Raw genomic sequence first — 19366 nt, 5'->3', positions numbered from 1 at the left:
TCGTGATGTCTACGAAGTCACGACCCCAGCATGTCCCCGACCAGGTGGCTGACCAGGATGCCACGCGACTCGCCGCCGGAAGCCATCCGGATGGCTTCTCCGCCGAGAACCAGGGCGCCGCGGAGCCGGTCTTCCCGAACCGGCACGTCGCCGTCGCCGGTGGGGGACTGCTGCTCGCCGGCGTGGCGCTCGCGGCGGCGAACATGCGCCCGGCGGTCACGAGCCTGGCGTCGGTGCTCGGTGAGGTCCGCGACTCGCTCGGTGCCTCGACGACCTGGGCGAGCGTGGTGACTTCGGTGCCGACGCTGTGCTTCGGGATCGCCGGCATCGGCGCTCCGCTGCTGGCGAGGCGGATGGGCATCAACAAGGTCATCGGCGCGTCGCTGGCGGTGCTGACGCTCGCGATGCTGCTGCGCGTCGTCGACGGTCCGTGGACGGTGTTGGGCGGGACCGTGCTGGTCTGCGCCGCGATCGCGATGTGCAACGTGCTGATCCCGGTGGTGGTCAAGGAGTCCTTCCCGACCCGCGTCGGGATGGCCACCGCGCTGTACACGACCGCGATGGCGGCGGGCGGCTCGACCGGCTCGGCCCTCACGCCGTACCTGAACTCCACCACCGGCAGCTGGCGCCTGTCGCTGGCGACCTGGGCGGTCGTGGCGCTGGCCGCGTTGTGCGTGTGGGTGCCGGCGACGGCTCGCCGCTCCTCGACACGGCAGGTGTCGGGCACCGCGTCGACGAGTCCGCGGCGTTCGCTGATGCGTAGCCCGCTGGCGTGGGTGATCACCGTCTACTTCGCCCTGCAGTCGCTGGTCGCCTACGTCGTGATGGGCTGGATGCCCGAGGTGTTCAAGGGCGCCGGGATCGACAGCACGACCGCGGGCATGCTGCTCGGTCTGCTGCTGCTGATCGGTGTGCCGATCAACATGATCCTGCCGCCGCTGGTGACCCGGACCCGCAGCCAGTCCTGGTGGGCCGTCGGGCTCGCGGTGCTGACCCTCACCGGACTGCTCGGGCTGCTGCTGGCGCCGCAGGCGCTGCCGGTGGTGTGGGCGCTCGCGATCGGCATCGGGATGAGCGCGTTCCCGCTGGCGCTGGTGCTGATCTCGCTGCGGACCGCCAACGCCGCCGACACCGGGTCGCTGTCCGCGATGTCGCAGAGCGTCGGCTACCTGATCGCGTCCTTCGGGCCGTTCCTGTTCGGTGTGCTGCACGACGTGACGGGCACCTGGTCGGCGTCGCTGACGGCGATCGTGGTGATCGTCGCGATCCAGGCGGTGTTCGGCGTCATCGCGGGTCGCCCCCGCACCATCTGACACCCCGCGGTTCTGCGAAGGGCGTTTTCGGCCGATCCGGTCGGAGACGCCCTTCGCAGCCGGCGGACTGCGCCGATGGTGTGAACGGTGCCGAATCGAATTTGCGGGCAGGCCGGCCCTGACACCATTGATCGCCGTGGGTGGTGTCGCGGGAACGCGGCGCCGCCGGGAGACCCGGCTCGCTGCCGTTGATCCCCGGCCTTCGGCAACGGGTCGCGCGGCTGGCCGGCACATCGCCCCTCGGCGCGCCGGCCAGCCGCACCCGTTCGGTCAGACGAGGCCGAGGCGGAGCATCGCGTCGGCCACGTTGGTGAAGCCTGCGATGTTCGCGCCCGCGACGTAGTTGCCCGGCATGCCGTACTCCGCCGCCGTGGCGTAGCAGCGGGCGTGCACGTCCTTCATGATCTCTTCGAGGCGCTTCTCGGTGAACTCGAAGCTCCAGCTGTCGCGGGACGCGTTCTGCTGCATCTCCAGCGCCGAGGTGGCCACGCCGCCCGCGTTGGCGGCCTTGCCGGGGCCGAACGCGATGCCGGCTTCCTGGAAGCTGCGCACCGCCTCCGGCGTGGTGGGCATGTTCGCGCCCTCGCCGACCGCGATGCAGCCGTTGGCGATCAGGGTGGCCGCGTCGGCGCCGGTGAGCTCGTTCTGGGTCGCCGACGGCATCGCCACGTCGCACGGCACTTCCCAGACGCTGCGCTGCGCGACGAACTTCGCGCCCGGGCGGCGCTCGGCGTAGGTCGCGATACGGCCGCGCTCGACCTCCTTGATCTGCTTGATCAGCTCGACGTCGATGCCCTTCTCGTCGACGACGTAGCCGGAGGAGTCCGAGCAGGCCACCACGGTGCCGCCGAGCTGGTGGACCTTCGCCATCGTGTAGATGGCCACGTTGCCCGATCCCGACACCACGACCTGCTTGCCGTCGAACGACTGGCCGCGGGCCGTCAGCATCTCCTGCACGAAGAAGGCGCAGCCGTAGCCGGTGGCCTCGGTGCGGACGCGGGCGCCACCGAAGGACAGGTGCTTGCCGGTCAGCACGCCGGATTCGTAGCGGTTGGTGATCCGCTTGTACTGGCCGAACAGGTAGCCGATCTCGCGGCCGCCGACGCCGATGTCACCGGCCGGCACGTCGGTGTACTCGCCGATGTGCCGGTGCAGCTCGGTCATGAAGCTCTGGCAGAACCGCATGACCTCCCGGTCGGAGCGGCCCTTGGGGTCGAAGTCCGAGCCGCCCTTGCCGCCGCCGATGGGCTGCCCGGTCAGGGCGTTCTTGAAGATCTGCTCGAAGCCGAGGAACTTCACGATGCCCTGGTAGACCGACGGGTGGAAGCGCAGGCCTCCCTTGTACGGGCCGAGCGCGCTGTTGAACTCCACCCGGAAGCCGCGGTTGATCTGCACCTCGCCGCGGTCGTCCTCCCACGGCACGCGGAAGACGATCTGCCGCTCCGGCTCGCAGATCCGCTCGATGATCTTCTGCTCGGCGTACTCGGGATGCTTGTCGATCACCGGACCGATGCTTTCCAGCACTTCCCGGACTGCCTGGTGGAACTCGTCTTCGCCGCGGTTGCGCTGGACCACGTTCTCGTAGACCGGTTCGAGGCGTTCGTGAAGCACAGGCAAACTCCTTTGTCCGATGACGTTCCGGGCCGCCCGGGCCCGCTCCGCCACGGCGGGAGCGCTACAGCGAGCAGCCCGAGCCTCCTAAGGTGACCCGTTAAACTGGAACTGCTCAAGATGACGCCTGACACATCGGGCGCAACCGTCACTTCAGCGGCAGGTTGAGCAGCGCGTTCTCGACGAGCTCCGGCATGCCCGGGTGGATCCAGTACTGGCCGCGGGCCATCGTCCGGGCGTCCAGGCCGAACTGCATCGCCTGGATCAGCGGCTGCAGTAGCGTCGGCGCCTGCGGGCCGATGATGTGGGCGCCGAGCAGCTGTCCGGTGTCCGGATCTGCCAGGAGCTTGGCGAAGCCGGTCTTGTCCTCCATCGCCCAGCCATAGGCGATGCCCGCGTAGTCCTGGATCGAGGTCACGTAGCTGACGCCGCGCTGCTGAGCCTCCTGCTCGGTGAGACCGACCGCGGCGATCTGCGGCGCGGAGAACACCGCGTGCGGCACGAACCGGTGGTCGGACTCGATCGGCTCGTCCGGGTGCAGCAGGTTGTGCTGGACGACGCGCATCTCGTGGTTCGCGACGTGCTTGAGCTCGTGCTCCGAGCTGATGTCGCCCATCGCCCACACGCCGTCCACCGAGGTCAGCTGGGTCGCGTCGGCCTTGATCTTGCCGTCGGCGGTGAGTTCGAGACCGCCTGCGGCGGCGTTCAGCAGGTCGGAGTTGGGCACCCGCCCGATCGCGATGAGCAGCGCCTCGGCCTCCACCACCTCGGCGCCCTCCGGGCCCTCCAGGTGCAGCCGGACGAGGTCGCCGTCGCGCTCGACCGAGATCTCCTTGCGGTTCAGCCGCAGGTCCCAGCGCGCGGCCGCGAGCTCGGTGAACCGCTCGGAGATGTCGGTGTCCTCGGCGCGCAGCACCCGGCCGGAGCGGCCGATCATGGTCACGTCGACGCCCAGCGCGCTGAACACGTGCGCGAACTCGGCACCCACGAAGCCGGTGCCCATGATGATCATCCGGGCGGGCAGCTCGTCGAGCCGCATCACCGTGTCGCTGGTGTAGTAGCCGACCTGGTCCAGGCCGGGGATGTCCGGGATCGCCGGACGGCCGCCGGCGGCCACCACGAAGCGGTCCGCGGTGATCGTCTCCGGGCCGGTGGCGGTCTCCACGGTCAGCTGCTTGATCCCGGTGAACCGGGCGACGCCCTCGTAGAGGGTGACGTTCGGGCTGCCCTCGGCGCGGTACCGGCGGCCGCCGGTGGAGATCTCGTCGATCCGCCCGAAGATCCGGTCCCGGATGTCGTGCCAGCGCACGTCGCGCAGTTCGAGGTCGACGCCGAGCTTCGCGCCGCCCGCCGGGGCCGCGGCCACGTCGGCTGTGTGCACGAACATCTTCGTCGGGATGCAGCCGACGTTCAGGCAGGTGCCGCCGTAGGCGTCGTTGGGGCCGATGCCCTTCTCGACCACGGCGACGTCCCAGTCGGCGAACCGGTCGTCGAGGATCGAGTTTCCGGAGCCGGAACCGATGATGACTAGATCGAAGTGCCGCACTGGTCCATCCTGCCTCAAGTCGGGCGCGCCAGGTCCGGCGCGCCGTGGCTTCTTCGGGCGTCGATCATCTCCAACCCGGCGACGAGCCCCGTGATTCCGCGGTGATCTCGGGTTCTGGTCACACTCCAGGCGTGCGCGGCGCACCACAACACGCCGAGCACGGCACCGGGTTCCCCGAACGCTCCCTCGGTCACGCCCTGCGCCACGGCCAGCCCGCCGATGCCGGCGGCCCACCGCAGCAGCGCGGCGGCCGGCGGCGGGCGGCCGTTGGGCGCCCTGGCACGCAGCATCACCGCGTGCTGGCCGAGCGAGGTGCCGTGCCCGACAAGTAGCGTGACCAGCAGCAACGCCGCCGGGGCGAGCCACAGCGCGGCCGCCTCCCACCACCGCGTCGGGGCGGTGCCGGTGAGCCGCAGCGCGATGTCCGCGGCCCGGGCGCAGGCTACGCCGAGCAGCCACAGCACCAGGACGTCGCAGCACATGCCCAGCAGCCGCCGGGCGGCGGTGACGGGGCGCGGCTGCGTCGCGGGGCGTCCGCTGGTGCCGTCCGGCAGCCGCTGCCGCAGCGGCGCGAGCAGGCCGCCCAGCAGCGCGCCCGCGGTGTTCGCGATGACGTCGTCCACGTCGAAAACCCGGTACGGGCAGGGGAAGGCGAACCAGAACCCGGTCAGCTGGGTCAGCTCGATCAGCACCGATGCCGCCGTCCCGGCCAGCACCGCTGCCGACCGGCCGCCCCGCACGAGAGCGCCCAGCGGGACGAAGAGCGCGACGTTGCACGCGAACTGGGCCAGCATCGCGGGGCTGGTCAGTCCGGCGAGCGGTCGCCACTGCGGAGCGAAGCAGGCCGCGTCGGACGGGAACGGCAGGAACACGTAGGAGAACAGCCCGAAGGCGTAGAGCAGGACGGCGAAGCGCCGCAGCGCGATGCCCACGCGGAGCTCGCCGTGCCGCCGGTGCTCACCGGCGACGAACGGCGCGAACAGCAGCGCGGCCACCCCGGTGGCGGCCAGCACGGCGAACGAACCCGGCAGCACGCTCATCTCGGCCTCCTGACTCCCGAAAAACCTCCCGCAGATAAAGAGGAGCGAGGTGCCGATTCAGATACATCTCGATCGGGCGATCCCGGCACGCGAAAGGGCCGCACCTCCCCGGGGGAGGCGCGGCCCTTTCGCGTGCCGGCTCTGCAGCTGTGGAAGCCTGGACGGGGCAACAGTGGCGTCAGGCAAGCGGCGAGGCCGCTTTCTCCTTCCCCAACTTCGCAACTTGCACCGCCGTGGGTTCTCAGGCGTCGCCTCGGGAGGACAGCCCCAGCGCTGTGTTGGACATACATGAGTCGGGGATCCCGGACCGAGGGGGCGTCTGAGGTTCCGCTACTCGCACCGCTAGGCAGGGCGAGCACGGTCCATAGAACGTCAGCGCTGGTAGGTGGGCGTGAGGACGGCTCGGGCGACGGTGTGGAAGGCCAGGTTGAAGCTGACCACCGCCGGGCTCGCCTTCTCGTCCACGCCGAGCTTCTCGGTGTCGACCGCGTGCACCACGAAGTAGTAGCGGTGCGGGCGGTCGCCGGGCGGTGGGGCGGCGCCGGCGAACGCGTGCTCGCCGAGGTCGTTGGCGACGTGGAAGGCCCCGGCCGGGATGCCGTGGCCGTTGCGGTTGCCCGCGTCGGCGGCCAGCTCGGTCACGTCGGCGGGCACGTCCACCAGGGTCCAGTGCCAGAAGCCGCCGGGAATGGGCGCGTCGGGGTCGAAGCAGGTCACCACGAAGCTCTTGGTGGTGTCCGGGAAGCCGGTCCAGCGCAGCTGGGGCGAGCGGTTCTCGCCGTCGGCGCCCATGCCGTCGTAGGCGTGGGCCTGCGCCATCGGCCGGCCGTCGGTCACGTCGTCGGAGGTGACGGTGAACGCCGGAACCGCGGGCAGCAGCGAGTACGGGTCCGGATCGATCGGGCGCTCCAAGCTCATTCGAGCATCCTCCCTTTCCTGGGGTGTGATCACCGGATTCCCAGCCTAGTTGGCCGCCGGTGCGCGAGCCGGAACCAGTGCGTTGCAAGGAGTGCAACGGGGATGTGCATTTCGCAGCATCGAGCGGTTAAGCTGTCCGGCGACGAATGCCGCGGGACCGAGGAGGCGAAGGTGGCGGAGTCCGGCAACGACCCCGAGGTGCTGTGCCTGGGGGAGACGATGTCGCTGGTCGCCCCGGCCGTCCCGGTGCCCCTGGAGCGGGCGCGGACGTTCACGCTCTCGGCCGGCGGTGCGGAGTCCAATGTGGCCATCCACCTGGCGGCGCTGGGCCACCGCGTCGGCTGGGCGAGCCGGGTCGGCGACGATCCCCTCGGCCGCCGGATGCTCGCGGCCATCGCCGCCGCCGGGGTGGACACCGGCCTGGTGGAGGTGCGCCCGGACGCGCCGACCGGCGTCTACTTCAAGGACCCCGGCCCCGCCGGCACCAAGGTCTACTACTACCGGGCGGGCTCGGCAGCGTCCACAATGGACGAGGACTTCCTGGTCGACGAGCGGCTCGACGCGCCCCGGCTGCTGCACATCAGCGGCATCACCCCGGCGCTGTCCGACGGCTGCGACCGGCTCGTCCGGCGGCTGCTGACCCGCGAGCGCCGCGCCCGGATCACCTTCGACGTCAACTACCGCCCGGCGCTGTGGCCGGTCGAGCAGGCCGGCCCGCGGCTGCGCGAGCTCGCCCAGCTCGCCGACGTGGTGTTCGTCGGCCTGGACGAGGCGGCCACCCTCTGGGGCGTGGAAACCGCCGAGGACGTGCGGAAACTCCTGGACGGGCCGGACGTCGTCGTGGTCAAGGACGGTGCCGACGCCGCCTACGCACTGAGCACCGAGACGGTGATCGTGCCAGCCCCGACGGTCCAGGTCGTCGAGCCGGTAGGCGCCGGTGACGCGTTCGCCGCCGGATACCTCTCCGGCGTGCTGCGTGGCGAGGACGGCATCCGCTGCCTGCGGCTCGGGCACATCCTGGCCGCGCACAGCCTGCTCAGCACCGAGGACCACATGCCGCTGCCGGATCCCGGGGCGGTGGCGGAATGGCTGGGCTGCGACGAGGAGCGGTGGCGCAACCTCAGCTTCGGCGGCGGTGTCGCATCCAAAGAGGGGGAGTGATCGTGGGTTTCTTCGACGAGCTCTTCACCGGTCCGGTGATGGCGATCCTGCGCGGTATGGACCCGCAGCGGACCGTCGAGCTGGCCGAACGGGCCTGGGACCTGGGCATCGAGGCGGTCGAGGTGCCGATCGAGACCTCGCGCGCCGAGCCGTCGCTGCGCGCGGCGGTGGAGGCCGGGACGCGGCGAGGCCGGCTGGTGGGTGCCGGGACCGTGGTGAGCACGGAGCAGGCGCACACCGCCAAGGAGCTGGGCGCGGCGTTCACCGTGGCGCCGGGGCTGGACCCCGACGTGGTGCGGCTGAGCGCGGAGCTCGGCGTGCCGCACCTGCCCGGTGTGGCCACGCCCAGTGAGATCCAGCACGCCCACCGGCTCGGGCTGTCGTGGGTCAAGGCCTTCCCGGCGGCCGAGCTGGGCGTCGGGTGGTTCAAGGCGATGCACGGCCCGTTCCCCGGGCTGCGGCTGGTGGCCACCGGCGGGATGAACGCGCGCAACGCGCCGGAATTCCTCTCCGCCGGGGCCGCCGTGGTGGCCGTCGGTTCGGCGTTGGAGGATGCCGAGCAGTTGCCCGCGCTGGCGAAGCTGGTCGAGAGCTCGTGAGTGTTGATTCCGGTTCTTGCCGGTATCAACGCTCACGAGCCGACCCGGCCCGAGCCGAGATGGAGAAGCCGTGAAGGTCCACATTGGTCCGGTCGCCCCGCCGGAACTGACGGCGGCCGTCGTCGCGGCAGGCGCCGAGATCGGCCCGGCGGCGGAGGCGTCCGCGCTGGTCTGGTACGGCGGCGGCCCCGAGCGGTTCGCCGAGTTGGACCACCCTGGACTGGAATGGGTGCAGCTCCCGTCGGCCGGCATCGAGACCTGGGTGACCGCCGGCGCGCTGCGCGACGGGATCACCTTCACCTCTGCGGCGGGTACCTATGCCCAGACCGTCGCCGAGCACACGCTCGGCCTGATGCTGGCCGGGGCGCGGCAGCTGCACGCGGTGTCCCGTGCGGACCACTGGGCGCGACCGGCCGGCATCCGCAGCCTCACCGGGGCCACGGTCGGCATCATCGGTGCAGGCGGCATCGGCCGGGCATTGATGGAGCTGCTGCGGCCCTTCGGCGTCCGGGTGCTGGCGGTGAACCACTCCGGGAAGCCGGTGGACGGGGCCGCTTGGACGTGCTCGGCCGACGATGCGTCCGGGGTGCGGCGGGCGCTGGCCGAGTCGGACTTCGTCGTGGTGGCCGCGCCCGCGACGGCCGAGACGGCGAAGCTGATCGACGCCGACGCGCTGTCCCTGATGAAGTCCGACGCGTGGCTGGTCAACGTCGCGCGCGGATCGCTGGTCGACACCGACGCGCTGGTCGCGGCGCTGGACGCGGAGAGCATCGGCGGCGCGGCGCTGGACGTGGCCGACCCGGAACCGCTGCCCGCCGGGCATCCGCTGTTCCAGCACCCGCGCGCGATCATCTCGCCGCACTCGGCCAACCCGAAGTCCTTGCTGATCCCGGCCCTGGCCCGGCGGGTGGAGGACAACGTCCGGCGGCGCCTCGCCGGCGAGTCGCTGCTCGGCGTCGTCGACCTCACCGCGGGCTACTGAGCTTCCCGATTTCGCCTGGAATCGGGCTTTTCGCTCCGTGACCGCCGGAATTGGCTGCGGGGGCGGGCTTTCCGATTCTGCCCGAAAATAGCTTCTCGCTCCCTCGCGGCCGACCTGAAGTGGATCTCGCCGTCCGGCTGCGCCGCCAGGTGATCTCGAACTGGTGGCCACAGTGGACGGTCTGTTTCGGCTTCGCCGCGCGTGCGCGATGATGCTCTTCGTGCGGCTTGTCCGGAAATGTGAAGTGCGGTTGGGGAACTGCGCTTCGCGCAAGCGTGGGAATACTTGCTTCCCGGTACGGTGATCGCTCACGTATCAGATGTCCTATTTGGACAGTGTAGGTAGACCGTTCGAGTGGTAAATGGGTGGATTTTCCACCCGATCGGATTGCCTTGCTTAACTCAGGTGTATCCAAAAACGGGTTCTGATCCTCTTTCTCATGGACACTCTTGGTCGAGCCGGAGGTGGCAGGTCGAACGACGGCGTGCCGATGGCTCCGGGGGAGGAGGCAACGTGATGGCAGACATCAGGCGCCGGATGTGGTCGGTGGCCGGGCTGCTGGCGGCGGCGACGCTGTCGTCGGGCTTGCTGACGACGGCGGCGAACGCGTCGGACCGCGATGCATCGGCGGCGAAGGCCCCACCGATCGTGGGCGGCCAGCCCGCCAAGATCGCCGATCACCCGTGGGTGGTGTACCTGACGGACGCCCAGGGCAACCAGTTCTGCGGCGGCACGCTCGCCAAGGCCAACAAGGTCGTGACCGCGGCGCACTGCGTCTCCGGTGAGAAACCGGAGTCGGTCCAGGTCGTGGCCGGGCGGGAGGACAAGCAGACCAGCGAGGGCAAGGTCGCCAAGGTCACCGGCATCTGGGTGCATCCGAACTTCCAGAACGCCAACAGCGGCGCCGATGTCGCCGTGCTGACCCTGGACCAGGAGCTCCCGCAGCAGCCGCTCGCAGTGGCAGGCAAGGGGGACACCTCGCTCTACGAAGCGGGCAAGGCATCCGCAGTGCTCGGCTGGGGGGCCACCGCCGAAGGTGGCCAGGCGTCGCAGACCCTGCAGAAGGCCGAAGTGCCGCTGGTCAGCGACCAGGAATGCCAGAAGGCGTACCCGCAGTACAAGTCCGACGCGATGGTGTGCGCCGGACTCCCGCAGGGCGGCGTGGACAGCTGCCAGGGCGACTCCGGCGGACCGCTGGTGGTCGAGAACAAACTGGTCGGCATCGTCTCCACGGGCAACGGCTGCGCCCGGCCCAACGCCCCGGGCATCTACACCCGCGTGGCGACCTACCACGACGACGTCCAGGCACAACTGGGTTCCTGACCCGAACGGACGCGGCCGGGGCGCAGCTGCAGCGCCCCGGCCGCGTCATGCCGGGCGTCAGGTGGCGGTCAGGCGGAGCCGGGGGCCGAGCTCCCTGGCCAGACTGGCGGCCAGCGAGCGGAACGTGCGCACGGCCGGGTTGCGGTCGTCCACGCGGGCGGCCAGGACGCTGTGCTCCGGCGGTGCGTCCAGCACCGGCACGCAGACCGTGCCCGGCCAGGGGTAGTAGCGCCGGAAGGATTCCAGCGCCGATCCGGCGCCGTGCCCGGCCGCCGCCGTGGTGAGGACCTCGTGCGGGGTCACGGCGTGCGAGCTGCTGCGGTGCGGCGACAGGCCGCCGCGCGCCTCGGCGAAGTAGAGGTAGTCGGAGAACTGGCGCGGAGTGTGGTCGGGCAGCGCGATGAACGGCAGCTCGAGCACGTCGGCCATCCGCACCGACGGCGCGTCGGCCAGCTCCCACGACGCGGGCACGACCACGATCCGCCGCTCGGTGGTCAGCACGTCCACCGCCACCCGCTCGTCGTCCGGCGCGGGCCGCACGAACGCCACGTCGACCTTGTGCCGCACCAGCGCGGAGACGTGCTCGGTGAAGTCCAGCGCCACGAACTCGACCCGGATTTCCGGGCAGGCGCGGTGGAAGGCCCGCACCACCGCGGGGGTGAGCTCGGCCGAGCCGTTGCTCATCACGCCGATCCGCAGCGTCGACTCGGCGGCCGCCTCGGCCACCTCCGCGACCGCGGCGTCCATCGCCGCCAGCAGTGATCGCGCGTGCCCGACGAACCGCTCGCCGGCCGGGGTGAGCCGCACCGGGGAGCGGTCGAGCAGCCGCACCCCGAGTTCGCGCTCCAGTTGCTGGACGTGCGCCGTCACGGACGCGGGCGACCGGAACAACCGCGTCGCGGCCTTGCCGAAGTGCCCTTCTTCGGCGACCGCCAGGAACGACGCCAATCGCCGCAAATCCATGCCCTGCAGCGTACGAAGTGCGGGAAGGGGCGGCACCGGCCGGTTTTGCCCCAGGGCGCGTGCGAAGCGCCGTGCCGAGTCGGCGGTTTCCGGCAAAACGGGCCGAAACGCGGCGGGTTTCCGCAGCGCGGAAGGAATGTCGAGGCGCAGATCACGGCCGCGTTCACGAATCCTGAACGGCCGGTGCGGTCGCACGTTCGTCCGGCATAGAACCGATGCCGTGCGGAACAAGTGGTTGCCTGCCGCGTTCCTGCTGACCGCGGCGGGCTGGGGCGCGAATCAGTTCTCCTCGCTGCTCGGCGGTTACCAGTCCGAGTTCGGGTTGTCCGGGCAGGCCGTGACCGGCCTGCTCGTGCTCTACGTGGTCGGGCTGCTCCCCGGGCTCCTGCTGGGCGGCCCGACGGGCGACCGGTACGGCCGGCGACCGGTCGTGTTCGGCGCGATCACCATCGGCGTGGCCGGGACAGCCGCGCTGATGGCCGGGGTGGTCGCCACGCCGTGGCTGGTGTTGGGGCGGCTGCTGGCCGGGGTCAGCACGGGCGCGGTCCTGGCCGCGGGCAGCGCCTGGGTGCGGGACCTGTCGCACCCGCCGTTCGGTACCGCGGTCGAGGATGGCGAGGGGGCTCGTCGCGCCGGGGTAGTGCTGTCGCTGGGGTTCAGCGTGAGCGGGCTGGTGTCCGCGCTGATCGCGCAGTGGGGGCCGAACCCGCTGGTCATCGCCTATGTTCCGCACCTGGTGCTGAGCGTCGCGGGCCTGGCGCTGGCGCTGTCGTGCCCGGAGACGCGGCCGCGCGAGGTCCAGCGCAGCTCGCAGGCCAGCGGCATCCGGGACCCGCGGTTCAGGCGGTTGGTGCTGCCGGTCGCGCTCTGGGTGTTCGTCGGGCCGACGGTGGCATTCGGCGTGCTTCCCGCGCAGGTCGCCGCCGAGGTGCGCGGGTTCGAGCTGGTCTACGCAGGAGTGGCGGCGCTACTCGCGCCGGGGTTCGGGGCGGTGGTGCAGCCCCTGGCCCGTCGCGTCGCGCGGCGAGGTGAGCGCGCACCAGCGATCGTCGGGCTGCTCGCGATGACCGCCGGGCTCGCGTTCGCGGCCGTCGCGGCGTGGCTGGTGCGGCCGTGGCTGGGGCTGTTCGCGGATCTCCTGCTGGGCATCGGCTACGGCTTCTGCGTGACCTTCTGCCTGACCGTGGTCGGCCACATCGCGCCACCGTCCGCCCTGGCCAGGCTGACCGCGGCGTTCTGGGTGATCGCCTACCTCGGCTTCTGCACGCCGCTCGTGGTCAGCCTGCTGGAGCCCGTTGTCGCGGTGCCGGTGGTGTTGGCGGTGCTGGGCGGCCTGGCGTTGGTGACCTGCGTCGTGGTGTCAGCCGGCGACCAGCCCGACCGAGATGGTCAGGAACGACGCCGCGCTGACCACATCGAGCGACTTCGCGACGCGGGGGTGCTGTAGCCGGGTGGCGATCTTGGCGGCCCCGAGCACGATCGCGAGCTCCCAGATCGCCGCCAGCACCAGGAAGACCACGCCGAGCAGAACCAGCTGCAGCGCTGGTTGCGCGGCGGCTCCGACGAACTGCGGCAGGAACGCCAGGCTGAACAGCAGCATCTTCGGGTTGGTGAGGTTGCTGAACAGGCCGCGCAGGTAGGGGTTCGCGGAATCCGGCGGGGCCGTGGTGAGCGTGCCCGCGGCGGATTCCTTCCTGGTCAGCCACAGCCCGCGGATGATCGTCGCGGCCAGGTAGACCAGGTAGGCGGCGCCGATCCACTTCAGGACGGAGAGAATCGCCGGGTTGCTGGTGATCAGCGCGCCGAGCCCGGAGATCACCACCGCGACCTGGATGATGCTCGCGGTGTGGATGCCGGCGAGCGCGAACAGCCCCGCCCGGCGGCCGGAGTTCAGCGAGGTGCGCAGCAGCAGGAAGACATCCACGCCGGGGGTGAGGATGACGACCATGCTGGCGAGCAGGAATGCGGGCAGCGGGGTCAGGTCCAGGAGCACAGCGTTCCTCCTTCGCGGCGGCATGCGGCAGCGATGATCACTTGATCGGGCGTAGTTCTGTCACCTGTTCAGGCGCAATTCGCGGGCCCGGCGCTGTGTGCGTTCCGGGCCCGTGACGGATCGGGGAGGATGAGTAGCCGCCCGTGGCGGCCTGTCCCATAAAATTTCCCGATGTCATCCATCTTAACGAAATATTTTCCTGCTGACGTGTGAGTTGTGCCTCGTGATGTTCCGGTATCGGGGTGACTACGGTGTGCGCTCGGCAAGATCGGCGACGGCTGGAGGCACGACGTGGGGCGTGGCAGTGAGCGCAAGACCGGAGCGGCACGCGGCGGCGCGCTGCTGCGCTTCGTGGTCACCGGCGCGGTGACGGCGCTGGCCGGACTGCACCCGGTCGCTGCGAGCGCCGAAGAACGCCCCGAAGCGCGGGTGCTCGGCGGCGCCGACGTCGAGGCGGACGACGCGCCCTGGGCTGTGGCCGTCACCGACGAGTACGGCCGCCAGTTCTGCGGCGGCACTCTGGTGAGCCCGATCAAGGTGATCACGGCAGCGCACTGCATGGTCTCGCCGATGACAGGTGCCAAGCGGGCTCCGGAGGATCTTCGGGCGATCGCGGGGCGCACCGACCTGCGTACGGAACGCGGCACGGTCGGCGAGGTCGAGGGGATCTGGGTCCACCCCGGCTTCCGGGATTACACCAGCGGCGACGACGTGGCGGTGCTGACTCTGCGGACGCCGATGCCGCAGCGCCCGCTGGAGATGGTGGGCGCAGGGGAGGCGGAGCCGTACCGGACGGGCAAGATGGCCCGGGTCTACGGCTGGGGCCGGACCAGCGAGTCGGGGCCGCCGTCGGACACCCTGCGCTCGGTGGAGGTGCCGGTCACCACCGAGGAAGCGTGCCGGAAGGCCTACCCGAACTACGACGGCCGGAGCATGTTCTGCGCGGGATTCCCGGAGGGCGGCACGGACGCCTGCGGGGGCGACTCGGGAGGCCCGATCGTGGCGGACAACCGCCTGATCGGCGTGGTCTCCTACGGAACGGGATGCGGCCGGCCGAACACGCCGGGCGTGTACACGAGGCTGTCGAGCTACAGCGGCGAGCTGTGACCGGGGAAATCTCGGTTGAGCGATCCTGCGGTCCTGCCGCAGGATCCGGGATGTGAAAGATCAGGAAAACCCGTACCGCGCCGTCCGCGCACGGCATTCGGAGTCCACCATCACCGTGTACCAGGCGTATTCGCCGGCAATCGCGGAAGCGGCCCTGGCGGCGGGGAAGTTCGTGCCGCCGTTCAAGCGCGAGCGGATGACGTGGATCAAGCCATCGTTCCTGTGGATGGCATACCGGTGCGGCTGGGCGACCAAGCCGGACCAGGAGCGGGTGCTGGCGGTGGAGATCACCCGCGAAGGCTTCGAGTGGGCGCTGGAACATGCGTGCCTGAGCCACTACGAACCCGACGTCCACGGCAGCCGGGAAGCGTGGGCGTCGGCGAAGAGGGCGAGTCCGGTCCGGGTCCAATGGGACCCGGAACGAGACCTCCACCACCGCCCGCTGAGCCACCGGTCAATCCAAATAGGACTGGGTGGCGAGGCGGTCGACCGCTACGTCGACGACTGGACCGTGTCGATCGAGGACATCACGCCGCTGATGCGAAAGACGGCCGAGCTGGTGGCGGTGGGGAACCTGGAAGCAGCAGAAGCAACGCTTCCCACCGAGACGCCCTACCCGCTCCTGGAGTGCGGTGCCCGACGCCTTGGCGCCACCAGGTAGCCCCATCGCGGCAGGCTTCTTGTCTGGCGGCTGTCGTGCCAGGGGCTGTTGAGCTAGAGGTTGTACTTCTCGCGGATCGCCTGCTCTTCCTTTGTTTGGGTGATCAAAAAATCACGCAGGCTTGGCCAGTTCCGGCGTGGACTGTCATCGTTCTCGATGTACAGGAACACCGCGCCCGATGGCTCACCAGGCTCCATCCAGTACAGCTCGCCACCCTGGTGCATGCCCAGGAGGACCGAGCCTGGCTGGACAAGATGCGTGACACCGCATTCTTCCAGCAGTTCGCGCATCTCATCGGCGAGCTCCACGATGCTGGGATAGAAGAAATCCGTTCCGTGGAGCAGGTGTCCGGCTCTTCTTCCCATGGTCAGCAAGAAGTCTTCGTACTGCTTGGGAAGTTGCTCGACGCCTGTCGCCTCGTGCACCTCCTCTACTTCGCGGGGAGTGCACGGCACAATGTTCTCGGGTGTGGCCATGTTGCTCGAAATGAGCAGGCTTGCCACGTCTTTCATGCTTTCGGGAGGTTGCCTGTCGGTCATTGTCTTTACTATCGCCCTAGGTCGGAGTATGTGACTTGAATTCCGGGGAACGCCTGGCGGAACTGTTCGATAACCCCTTGGCAGGATGTGCAAACCGGGCGCTCGGAGGTTATATGTATTCTTCCGCTCGCGGAAGGATCAAGGTTTTGTGCCATGTTTTCGAGGATCTTGTGCTCGGCGTCGGATGCGCGAGCTGCGTCGAATCGTGGGTTCTCGAACATCGGCACGGCGCCAGGGTACTGGTGTGCCCTGCTCGTGCCGATCAACTCGCCGGACATGCCATCGATTTCGTACTCGGCCACCGCGATGTTCCGCCCCTTGCCGACTTTGTGGTCATCCCGATAGTTGTCGATCTTCTCTTCGCAGGACATGAGCCCGAGCGGGTCCATGCCGACCAGCGGGTTCGGGGCGTACCCGAAATGCTTGGGACCTGCGGCCAGCCCCAGCGGGTCGCTACTCACGTAGCGGCCCGTTTCCGCAGCGTAGTGGCGCTGGAAGTTGTAGTTGAACCCGGTTTCGGGATCATGGTACTGACCGGGGAAACGCAACGGCGTGTAGACGCCGGTGCGGCTCTGGTCGAGGGTGTTTCCCCAGATCGTTGTTCGGTGGAACCAGGCGACCCCGCCATGGTCGTTGACCAACTCCATCGGAGTGCCGACGAGGTCGGTGACGATGGAGTAGAACTCGTCATCGATCCACCGTTGGGGCGCATTGCGCAGCGGCGAGCGCTCGGCCTGGGCTACTGGGCGGAAAGTTCCGGGCTCGTAGTTCCACACCGTGACGCGGGCGTCGCTGCGGTCGGGGCCGTTGGGACGACCGTCGGTATGCGCTTGCTCGGCGAGAAGTATTCCGTCCCAGGCAAATTCGATCTGTTCGACGACCCGTGAGCCGTCGGGTGTGAGGCGTTGCTTGGCAACGCGGCGGCCTAGCGCGTCGTATCGGTAGCGCCAGCGGGCGCCATCCGGGGTGAGGACTTCGATCAGGCGGTCATCGGAATCCCAGAAGTAGCGCCATGTCTCGGGTTTCCTGGAGAGGCGCTTCTTCTGCCGGGTCACCACGCGGCCCTGCGCATCGTGTTCGAAGCGGACGTTGCCGGCACGGCGGATCAGGGTGCCGACGTATTCCCGCTCGCCCAACGCTTCGGCGTCCGGGGACGCGTTCGGCGTCGGCCAAGACGCGTTGGTGATGTTGCCCGCCGCGTCATAAGCGTAGCGTTCGGTCCAGCCGGAGCCCTGGACAGCAGTAACCCGCCCCGCTCGATCGAGTTCGAAGATTCGTGGACCGGTGAGCTGGTCGTCGACGCCGGTCAGGTGGCCGTCGTTCCGATAGGTGTAGGCACGCTGCTGTATCTGCCGGCGACCGGCACCGTTGATCGTCTGGGAGAGAAGTTGGTGGTTCGCGCCCCAAGCCTGTGTCAGAACGGCTTCCGGCCCCAGGTTCCGCAGAACCTCGTGCCCAGCGGCGTCGTATTGGAAGCGAAGTGTGCGTCCGGCTGTATGCAGCGCGACGGGGCGGCTGTTCGCATCGAATTCCCACACGCTTTCCGAGCCTGAGGGAGTGGTGCGGCGAACGCGTTGTCCGAGGGCATCGTACGCTGATGTGACTGCGCGACCATTGATTGTTTCGGCGAGGACTCGCCCCACCGGATCCCGTCGGAAAGCGACTTGCGTGTCGGAGTCCATGGCCTCGGTGAGGCGGCCAAGGGCATCGTAAGCGAAGGTCGCCGCCGTGGATGCGCTGCGGCGCTCGATGACATTGCCGAGCACGTCGTGCTTGTAGTAGGTGACTTCGCCTGCGCCGTTGGTGCGTTCGAGGAGTTGGCCCGACGCATCGTGGCGGTAGCTGATAGTTCTTCCGTTGAAGTCGGTTTCGCGGACTACGTTTCCGGCCGGGTCGTAGTCATAGCGCCAGGTCAGACCTAGCTCGTTGGTGACGCTGATCAGGCGGAGTTCGGTGTCGTAGGAGAATTCCAGGCAGGTGCCGTCCGGTTTGACCTCGGTCGAAGGCAGGTCGAAGTGGGTGAACTCGGTGTGCGTCTGTTGGCCGCTGGCGTCGACGTGGGTGCGGAGGTTTCCCTCGCCGTCGTAGATCCACCGCTCGGTGGCTCCGTTAGGCAAGGTGCGCCACGCCGGTTTGCCGTCGACGGTCCAGCCGAACCGGGTGGTTCCGCCCAACGGATCGACGATCGCGGTTACCCGGCCGAAAGCATCGCGTTCATAGCGAGCCGTGTTGCCGAGCGGATCGGCGACTGCGGTGGGAAGTCCCGCTGCATCGGCCTCGATCCGGCGCGCGTTCCCGAGAGCGTCGATGGCTGCCGTGAGGCGGCCGTGCTGGTCGTAGCTGTAGCGGGTGACTGCGTTGAGCGGATCGATGGTGGTGATCAGGTTGCCGCGCTCGTCGTATTCGCGGCGGGTGACCGCTCCGTCGGGAGTGATGACGGTGATAGGTAGGCGGAGGTCGTTGTACTCGAAACGAGTCTGCGCGCCATCGGGGCGGGCGACCGCGACCAGGTTCTCGGCTTCGTCGTACTCGAAGCGGACGGTGCGGCCGAGTGGGTCCGTTCGAGACAGGAGCCTGTCGTAGGCGTCCCATTCGGAGCGGGTTTCGTTGCCCAATGGGTCGATTTGGCGGACCACCTGGCGCTTTTCGTTGAGGTGGTACGTCGTGACGTGGCCGAGGGAGTTGGTGAAGCGGGTGACTCTCTCTTCGTACTCGAAGGAGCCTGTCAGGAAGCCGCCGGAGCCTTCGTTCCCGATGCAGCGGCCTCGGTGGTCGTAGGTGTAGCGGTACCAGTGGCTGTTTCGGTCCGTCCAGCTGGTTATTCGGCCCGCTTGGTCGTACTCGAACTTCAGCGGTAGGCCCGATGCGTTGACCACGCCCGTCAGGCGTTGGTCGGTGTACTCGTACCTCATCAGCAGGAGGTCTTCGCCGTTGTCCGCTTCACGTAGGTAGAGCGCCGTGATCAGGTCGTTCTCGGATTCGATCCGGATTCGGTAGCCGCCCGTGTGGCGGATCTCCACCGGCGTGCCACCGGCGTCGTGGTCGAACTCGATCTGGTTGCCGTTGCGGTCGGTGATGCTGGTCAGCGGCAGGACGCGGTTTCCCGGTGCGAAGTGGAAGCGCTTACCGGACTCGATCTCGGTCAGCGTGTAGCCGCCGTCTTCGTGCCTGGTGAGCGTGTTGCGCGAGCCCTCGAACTGGACTGTCGAGCCCACCGCGGGATTCGGGCCGAACAGCAGTTTTCCGTCTTCGGCGGCGAACGACACACCCGCGCTGCCCACCTCCAGACGCTGGTCCAGGGTGGACGTCCAGGACGGGCCGAAGTGCAGGCCCACCCGGTACGACGACAGGTGCGTCCGCTTCAGCACCAGCGGGAGCACGGCGGCGATCTCCACGTCGGTCTGCGGCAGGATCATCTCTCCGGTGGCGACGTCGATCGGGTCGTTCTCGCACTTCCGGTTGCCTTCGTCCCGGTTCGGCGTCTCGGGATCGTCGGTCTTGTTCTGGAGATTGCCGTCTTCGCTCTTGGACTTCGGGTTGTCCGGGGACGTGCCGTCCGGGCTTGAGGACGTGCTGTCGGGGGAGGTGCTCGACGGGGACGTGTCGGGGG

Annotated in this window: 17 protein-coding genes; 9 read left to right on the top strand and 8 right to left on the bottom strand. The window is 69.2% G+C overall.

Features of this window, described 5'->3' with window-relative positions; translation table 11 throughout:
• The first annotated feature begins 44 nt into the window (after positions 1-44).
• Positions 45-1313 carry a CynX/NimT family MFS transporter gene (locus E1288_RS41330; RefSeq protein WP_235884175.1) on the top strand — a complete coding sequence of 423 codons (1269 nt, stop codon included), beginning with the start codon at positions 45-47 and terminating at the stop codon, positions 1311-1313.
• A 270-nt stretch (positions 1314-1583) separates the two neighbouring features.
• On the opposite strand, the gene gdhA is transcribed toward E1288_RS41330, so the two are convergent.
• From gdhA to E1288_RS41310, 4 genes are all read right to left on the bottom strand, one after another.
• Positions 1584-2930, bottom strand: a complete 1347-nt coding sequence (gene gdhA / locus E1288_RS41325; protein ID WP_132494118.1) for an NADP-specific glutamate dehydrogenase — start codon at positions 2928-2930, stop codon at positions 1584-1586.
• Between the two features lie 142 nt (positions 2931-3072).
• Positions 3073-4470, bottom strand: coding sequence for a mycothione reductase (locus E1288_RS41320; RefSeq protein ID WP_132494117.1), 1398 nt, complete (start codon positions 4468-4470; stop codon positions 3073-3075).
• 14 nt (positions 4471-4484) lie between these two features.
• Entirely contained in the window at positions 4485-5510 is a 1026-nt protein-coding gene (locus E1288_RS41315; protein ID WP_132494116.1) for a VanZ family protein, read from the bottom strand.
• Between the two features lie 372 nt (positions 5511-5882).
• Positions 5883-6428 carry a YbhB/YbcL family Raf kinase inhibitor-like protein gene (locus E1288_RS41310; protein WP_132494115.1) on the bottom strand — a complete coding sequence of 182 codons (546 nt, stop codon included), beginning with the start codon at positions 6426-6428 and terminating at the stop codon, positions 5883-5885.
• A 102-nt stretch (positions 6429-6530) separates the two neighbouring features.
• Here E1288_RS41310 and E1288_RS41305 point away from each other — a divergent pair, with 102 nt between their 5' ends.
• The 4 genes from E1288_RS41305 to E1288_RS41290 all read left to right on the top strand — a co-directional run bounded on the left by E1288_RS41305 (position 6531) and on the right by E1288_RS41290 (position 10493).
• Complete coding sequence (locus tag E1288_RS41305; protein ID WP_165968541.1) at positions 6531-7589, top strand: sugar kinase; 1059 nt, start codon at positions 6531-6533, stop codon at positions 7587-7589.
• A gap of 2 nt (positions 7590-7591) precedes the next feature.
• Complete coding sequence (locus E1288_RS41300; RefSeq protein ID WP_235884174.1) at positions 7592-8188, top strand: bifunctional 4-hydroxy-2-oxoglutarate aldolase/2-dehydro-3-deoxy-phosphogluconate aldolase; 597 nt, start codon at positions 7592-7594, stop codon at positions 8186-8188.
• Positions 8189-8258: 70 nt separating this feature from the next.
• Positions 8259-9170, top strand: a complete 912-nt coding sequence (locus E1288_RS41295) for a D-isomer specific 2-hydroxyacid dehydrogenase family protein (protein WP_132494114.1) — start codon at positions 8259-8261, stop codon at positions 9168-9170.
• A gap of 516 nt (positions 9171-9686) precedes the next feature.
• Positions 9687-10493 (top strand): S1 family peptidase, encoded by an 807-nt coding sequence (locus E1288_RS41290; RefSeq protein ID WP_132494113.1) that lies wholly within the window; start codon positions 9687-9689, stop codon positions 10491-10493.
• A gap of 57 nt (positions 10494-10550) precedes the next feature.
• Here the strand turns inward: E1288_RS41290 and E1288_RS41285 are convergent, their stop codons facing one another.
• Positions 10551-11456: a LysR family transcriptional regulator gene (locus E1288_RS41285; RefSeq protein WP_132494112.1), complete on the bottom strand. Its 906-nt coding sequence runs from the start codon at positions 11454-11456 to the stop codon at positions 10551-10553.
• A gap of 220 nt (positions 11457-11676) precedes the next feature.
• Here E1288_RS41285 and E1288_RS41280 point away from each other — a divergent pair, with 220 nt between their 5' ends.
• Positions 11677-12903: an MFS transporter gene (locus tag E1288_RS41280; protein WP_235884173.1), complete on the top strand. Its 1227-nt coding sequence runs from the start codon at positions 11677-11679 to the stop codon at positions 12901-12903.
• On the opposite strand, the gene E1288_RS41275 is transcribed toward E1288_RS41280, so the two are convergent.
• Positions 12817-13449, bottom strand: coding sequence for a LysE family translocator (locus E1288_RS41275; RefSeq protein ID WP_132494110.1), 633 nt, complete (start codon positions 13447-13449; stop codon positions 12817-12819). The two genes, E1288_RS41280 and E1288_RS41275, sit on opposite strands and share 87 nt — an antisense overlap.
• A gap of 291 nt (positions 13450-13740) precedes the next feature.
• Between E1288_RS41275 and E1288_RS41270 the strand changes: the two genes are divergently transcribed.
• Positions 13741-14556, top strand: coding sequence for a S1 family peptidase (locus E1288_RS41270; RefSeq protein ID WP_132494109.1), 816 nt, complete (start codon positions 13741-13743; stop codon positions 14554-14556).
• A 52-nt stretch (positions 14557-14608) separates the two neighbouring features.
• On the top strand, positions 14609-15217 hold the full coding sequence (locus E1288_RS41265; RefSeq protein ID WP_132494108.1) for a DUF4291 domain-containing protein: 609 nt from the start codon (positions 14609-14611) through the stop codon (positions 15215-15217).
• Between the two features lie 53 nt (positions 15218-15270).
• On the opposite strand, the gene E1288_RS41260 is transcribed toward E1288_RS41265, so the two are convergent.
• The gene (locus tag E1288_RS41260; RefSeq protein WP_132494107.1) at positions 15271-15756 is read right to left on the bottom strand and encodes an SMI1/KNR4 family protein; all 486 of its coding nucleotides are present in this window, start codon (positions 15754-15756) and stop codon (positions 15271-15273) included.
• Positions 15757-15764: 8 nt separating this feature from the next.
• Complete coding sequence (locus E1288_RS41255) at positions 15765-19172, bottom strand: RHS repeat-associated core domain-containing protein (RefSeq protein WP_235884172.1); 3408 nt, start codon at positions 19170-19172, stop codon at positions 15765-15767.
• A gap of 7 nt (positions 19173-19179) precedes the next feature.
• On the opposite strand from E1288_RS41255, the gene E1288_RS49405 reads away from it, so the two are divergent.
• A partial coding sequence (locus tag E1288_RS49405; protein WP_235884171.1) for a hypothetical protein occupies positions 19180-19366 on the top strand: 187 nt, incomplete at its 3' end.

The sequence above is a fragment of the Saccharopolyspora elongata genome (assembly GCF_004348985.1).
GTDB classification, from domain to species: Bacteria; Actinomycetota; Actinomycetes; order Mycobacteriales; family Pseudonocardiaceae; genus Saccharopolyspora; species Saccharopolyspora elongata.
The sequence above is the reverse complement of the archived record's forward strand: the minus strand, read 5'-3'. Positions and strand labels throughout refer to the sequence as shown.

Excerpts from the sequence above, each read along its gene's own strand:
- E1288_RS41315 (WP_132494116.1), bottom strand. The coding sequence starts at position 5,510 with ATGAGCGTGCTGCCGGGTTCGTTCGCCGTGCTGGCCGCCACCGGGGTG.
- E1288_RS41260 (WP_132494107.1), bottom strand. The coding sequence starts at position 15,756 with ATGACCGACAGGCAACCTCCCGAAAGCATGAAAGACGTGGCAAGCCTG.
- E1288_RS41310 (WP_132494115.1), bottom strand. The coding sequence starts at position 6,428 with ATGAGCTTGGAGCGCCCGATCGATCCGGACCCGTACTCGCTGCTGCCC.
- E1288_RS41285 (WP_132494112.1), bottom strand. The coding sequence starts at position 11,456 with ATGGATTTGCGGCGATTGGCGTCGTTCCTGGCGGTCGCCGAAGAAGGG.
- E1288_RS41305 (WP_165968541.1), top strand. The coding sequence starts at position 6,531 with ATGTGCATTTCGCAGCATCGAGCGGTTAAGCTGTCCGGCGACGAATGC.
- E1288_RS41290 (WP_132494113.1), top strand. The coding sequence starts at position 9,687 with ATGGCAGACATCAGGCGCCGGATGTGGTCGGTGGCCGGGCTGCTGGCG.
- E1288_RS41255 (WP_235884172.1), bottom strand. The coding sequence starts at position 19,172 with ATGATCCTGCCGCAGACCGACGTGGAGATCGCCGCCGTGCTCCCGCTG.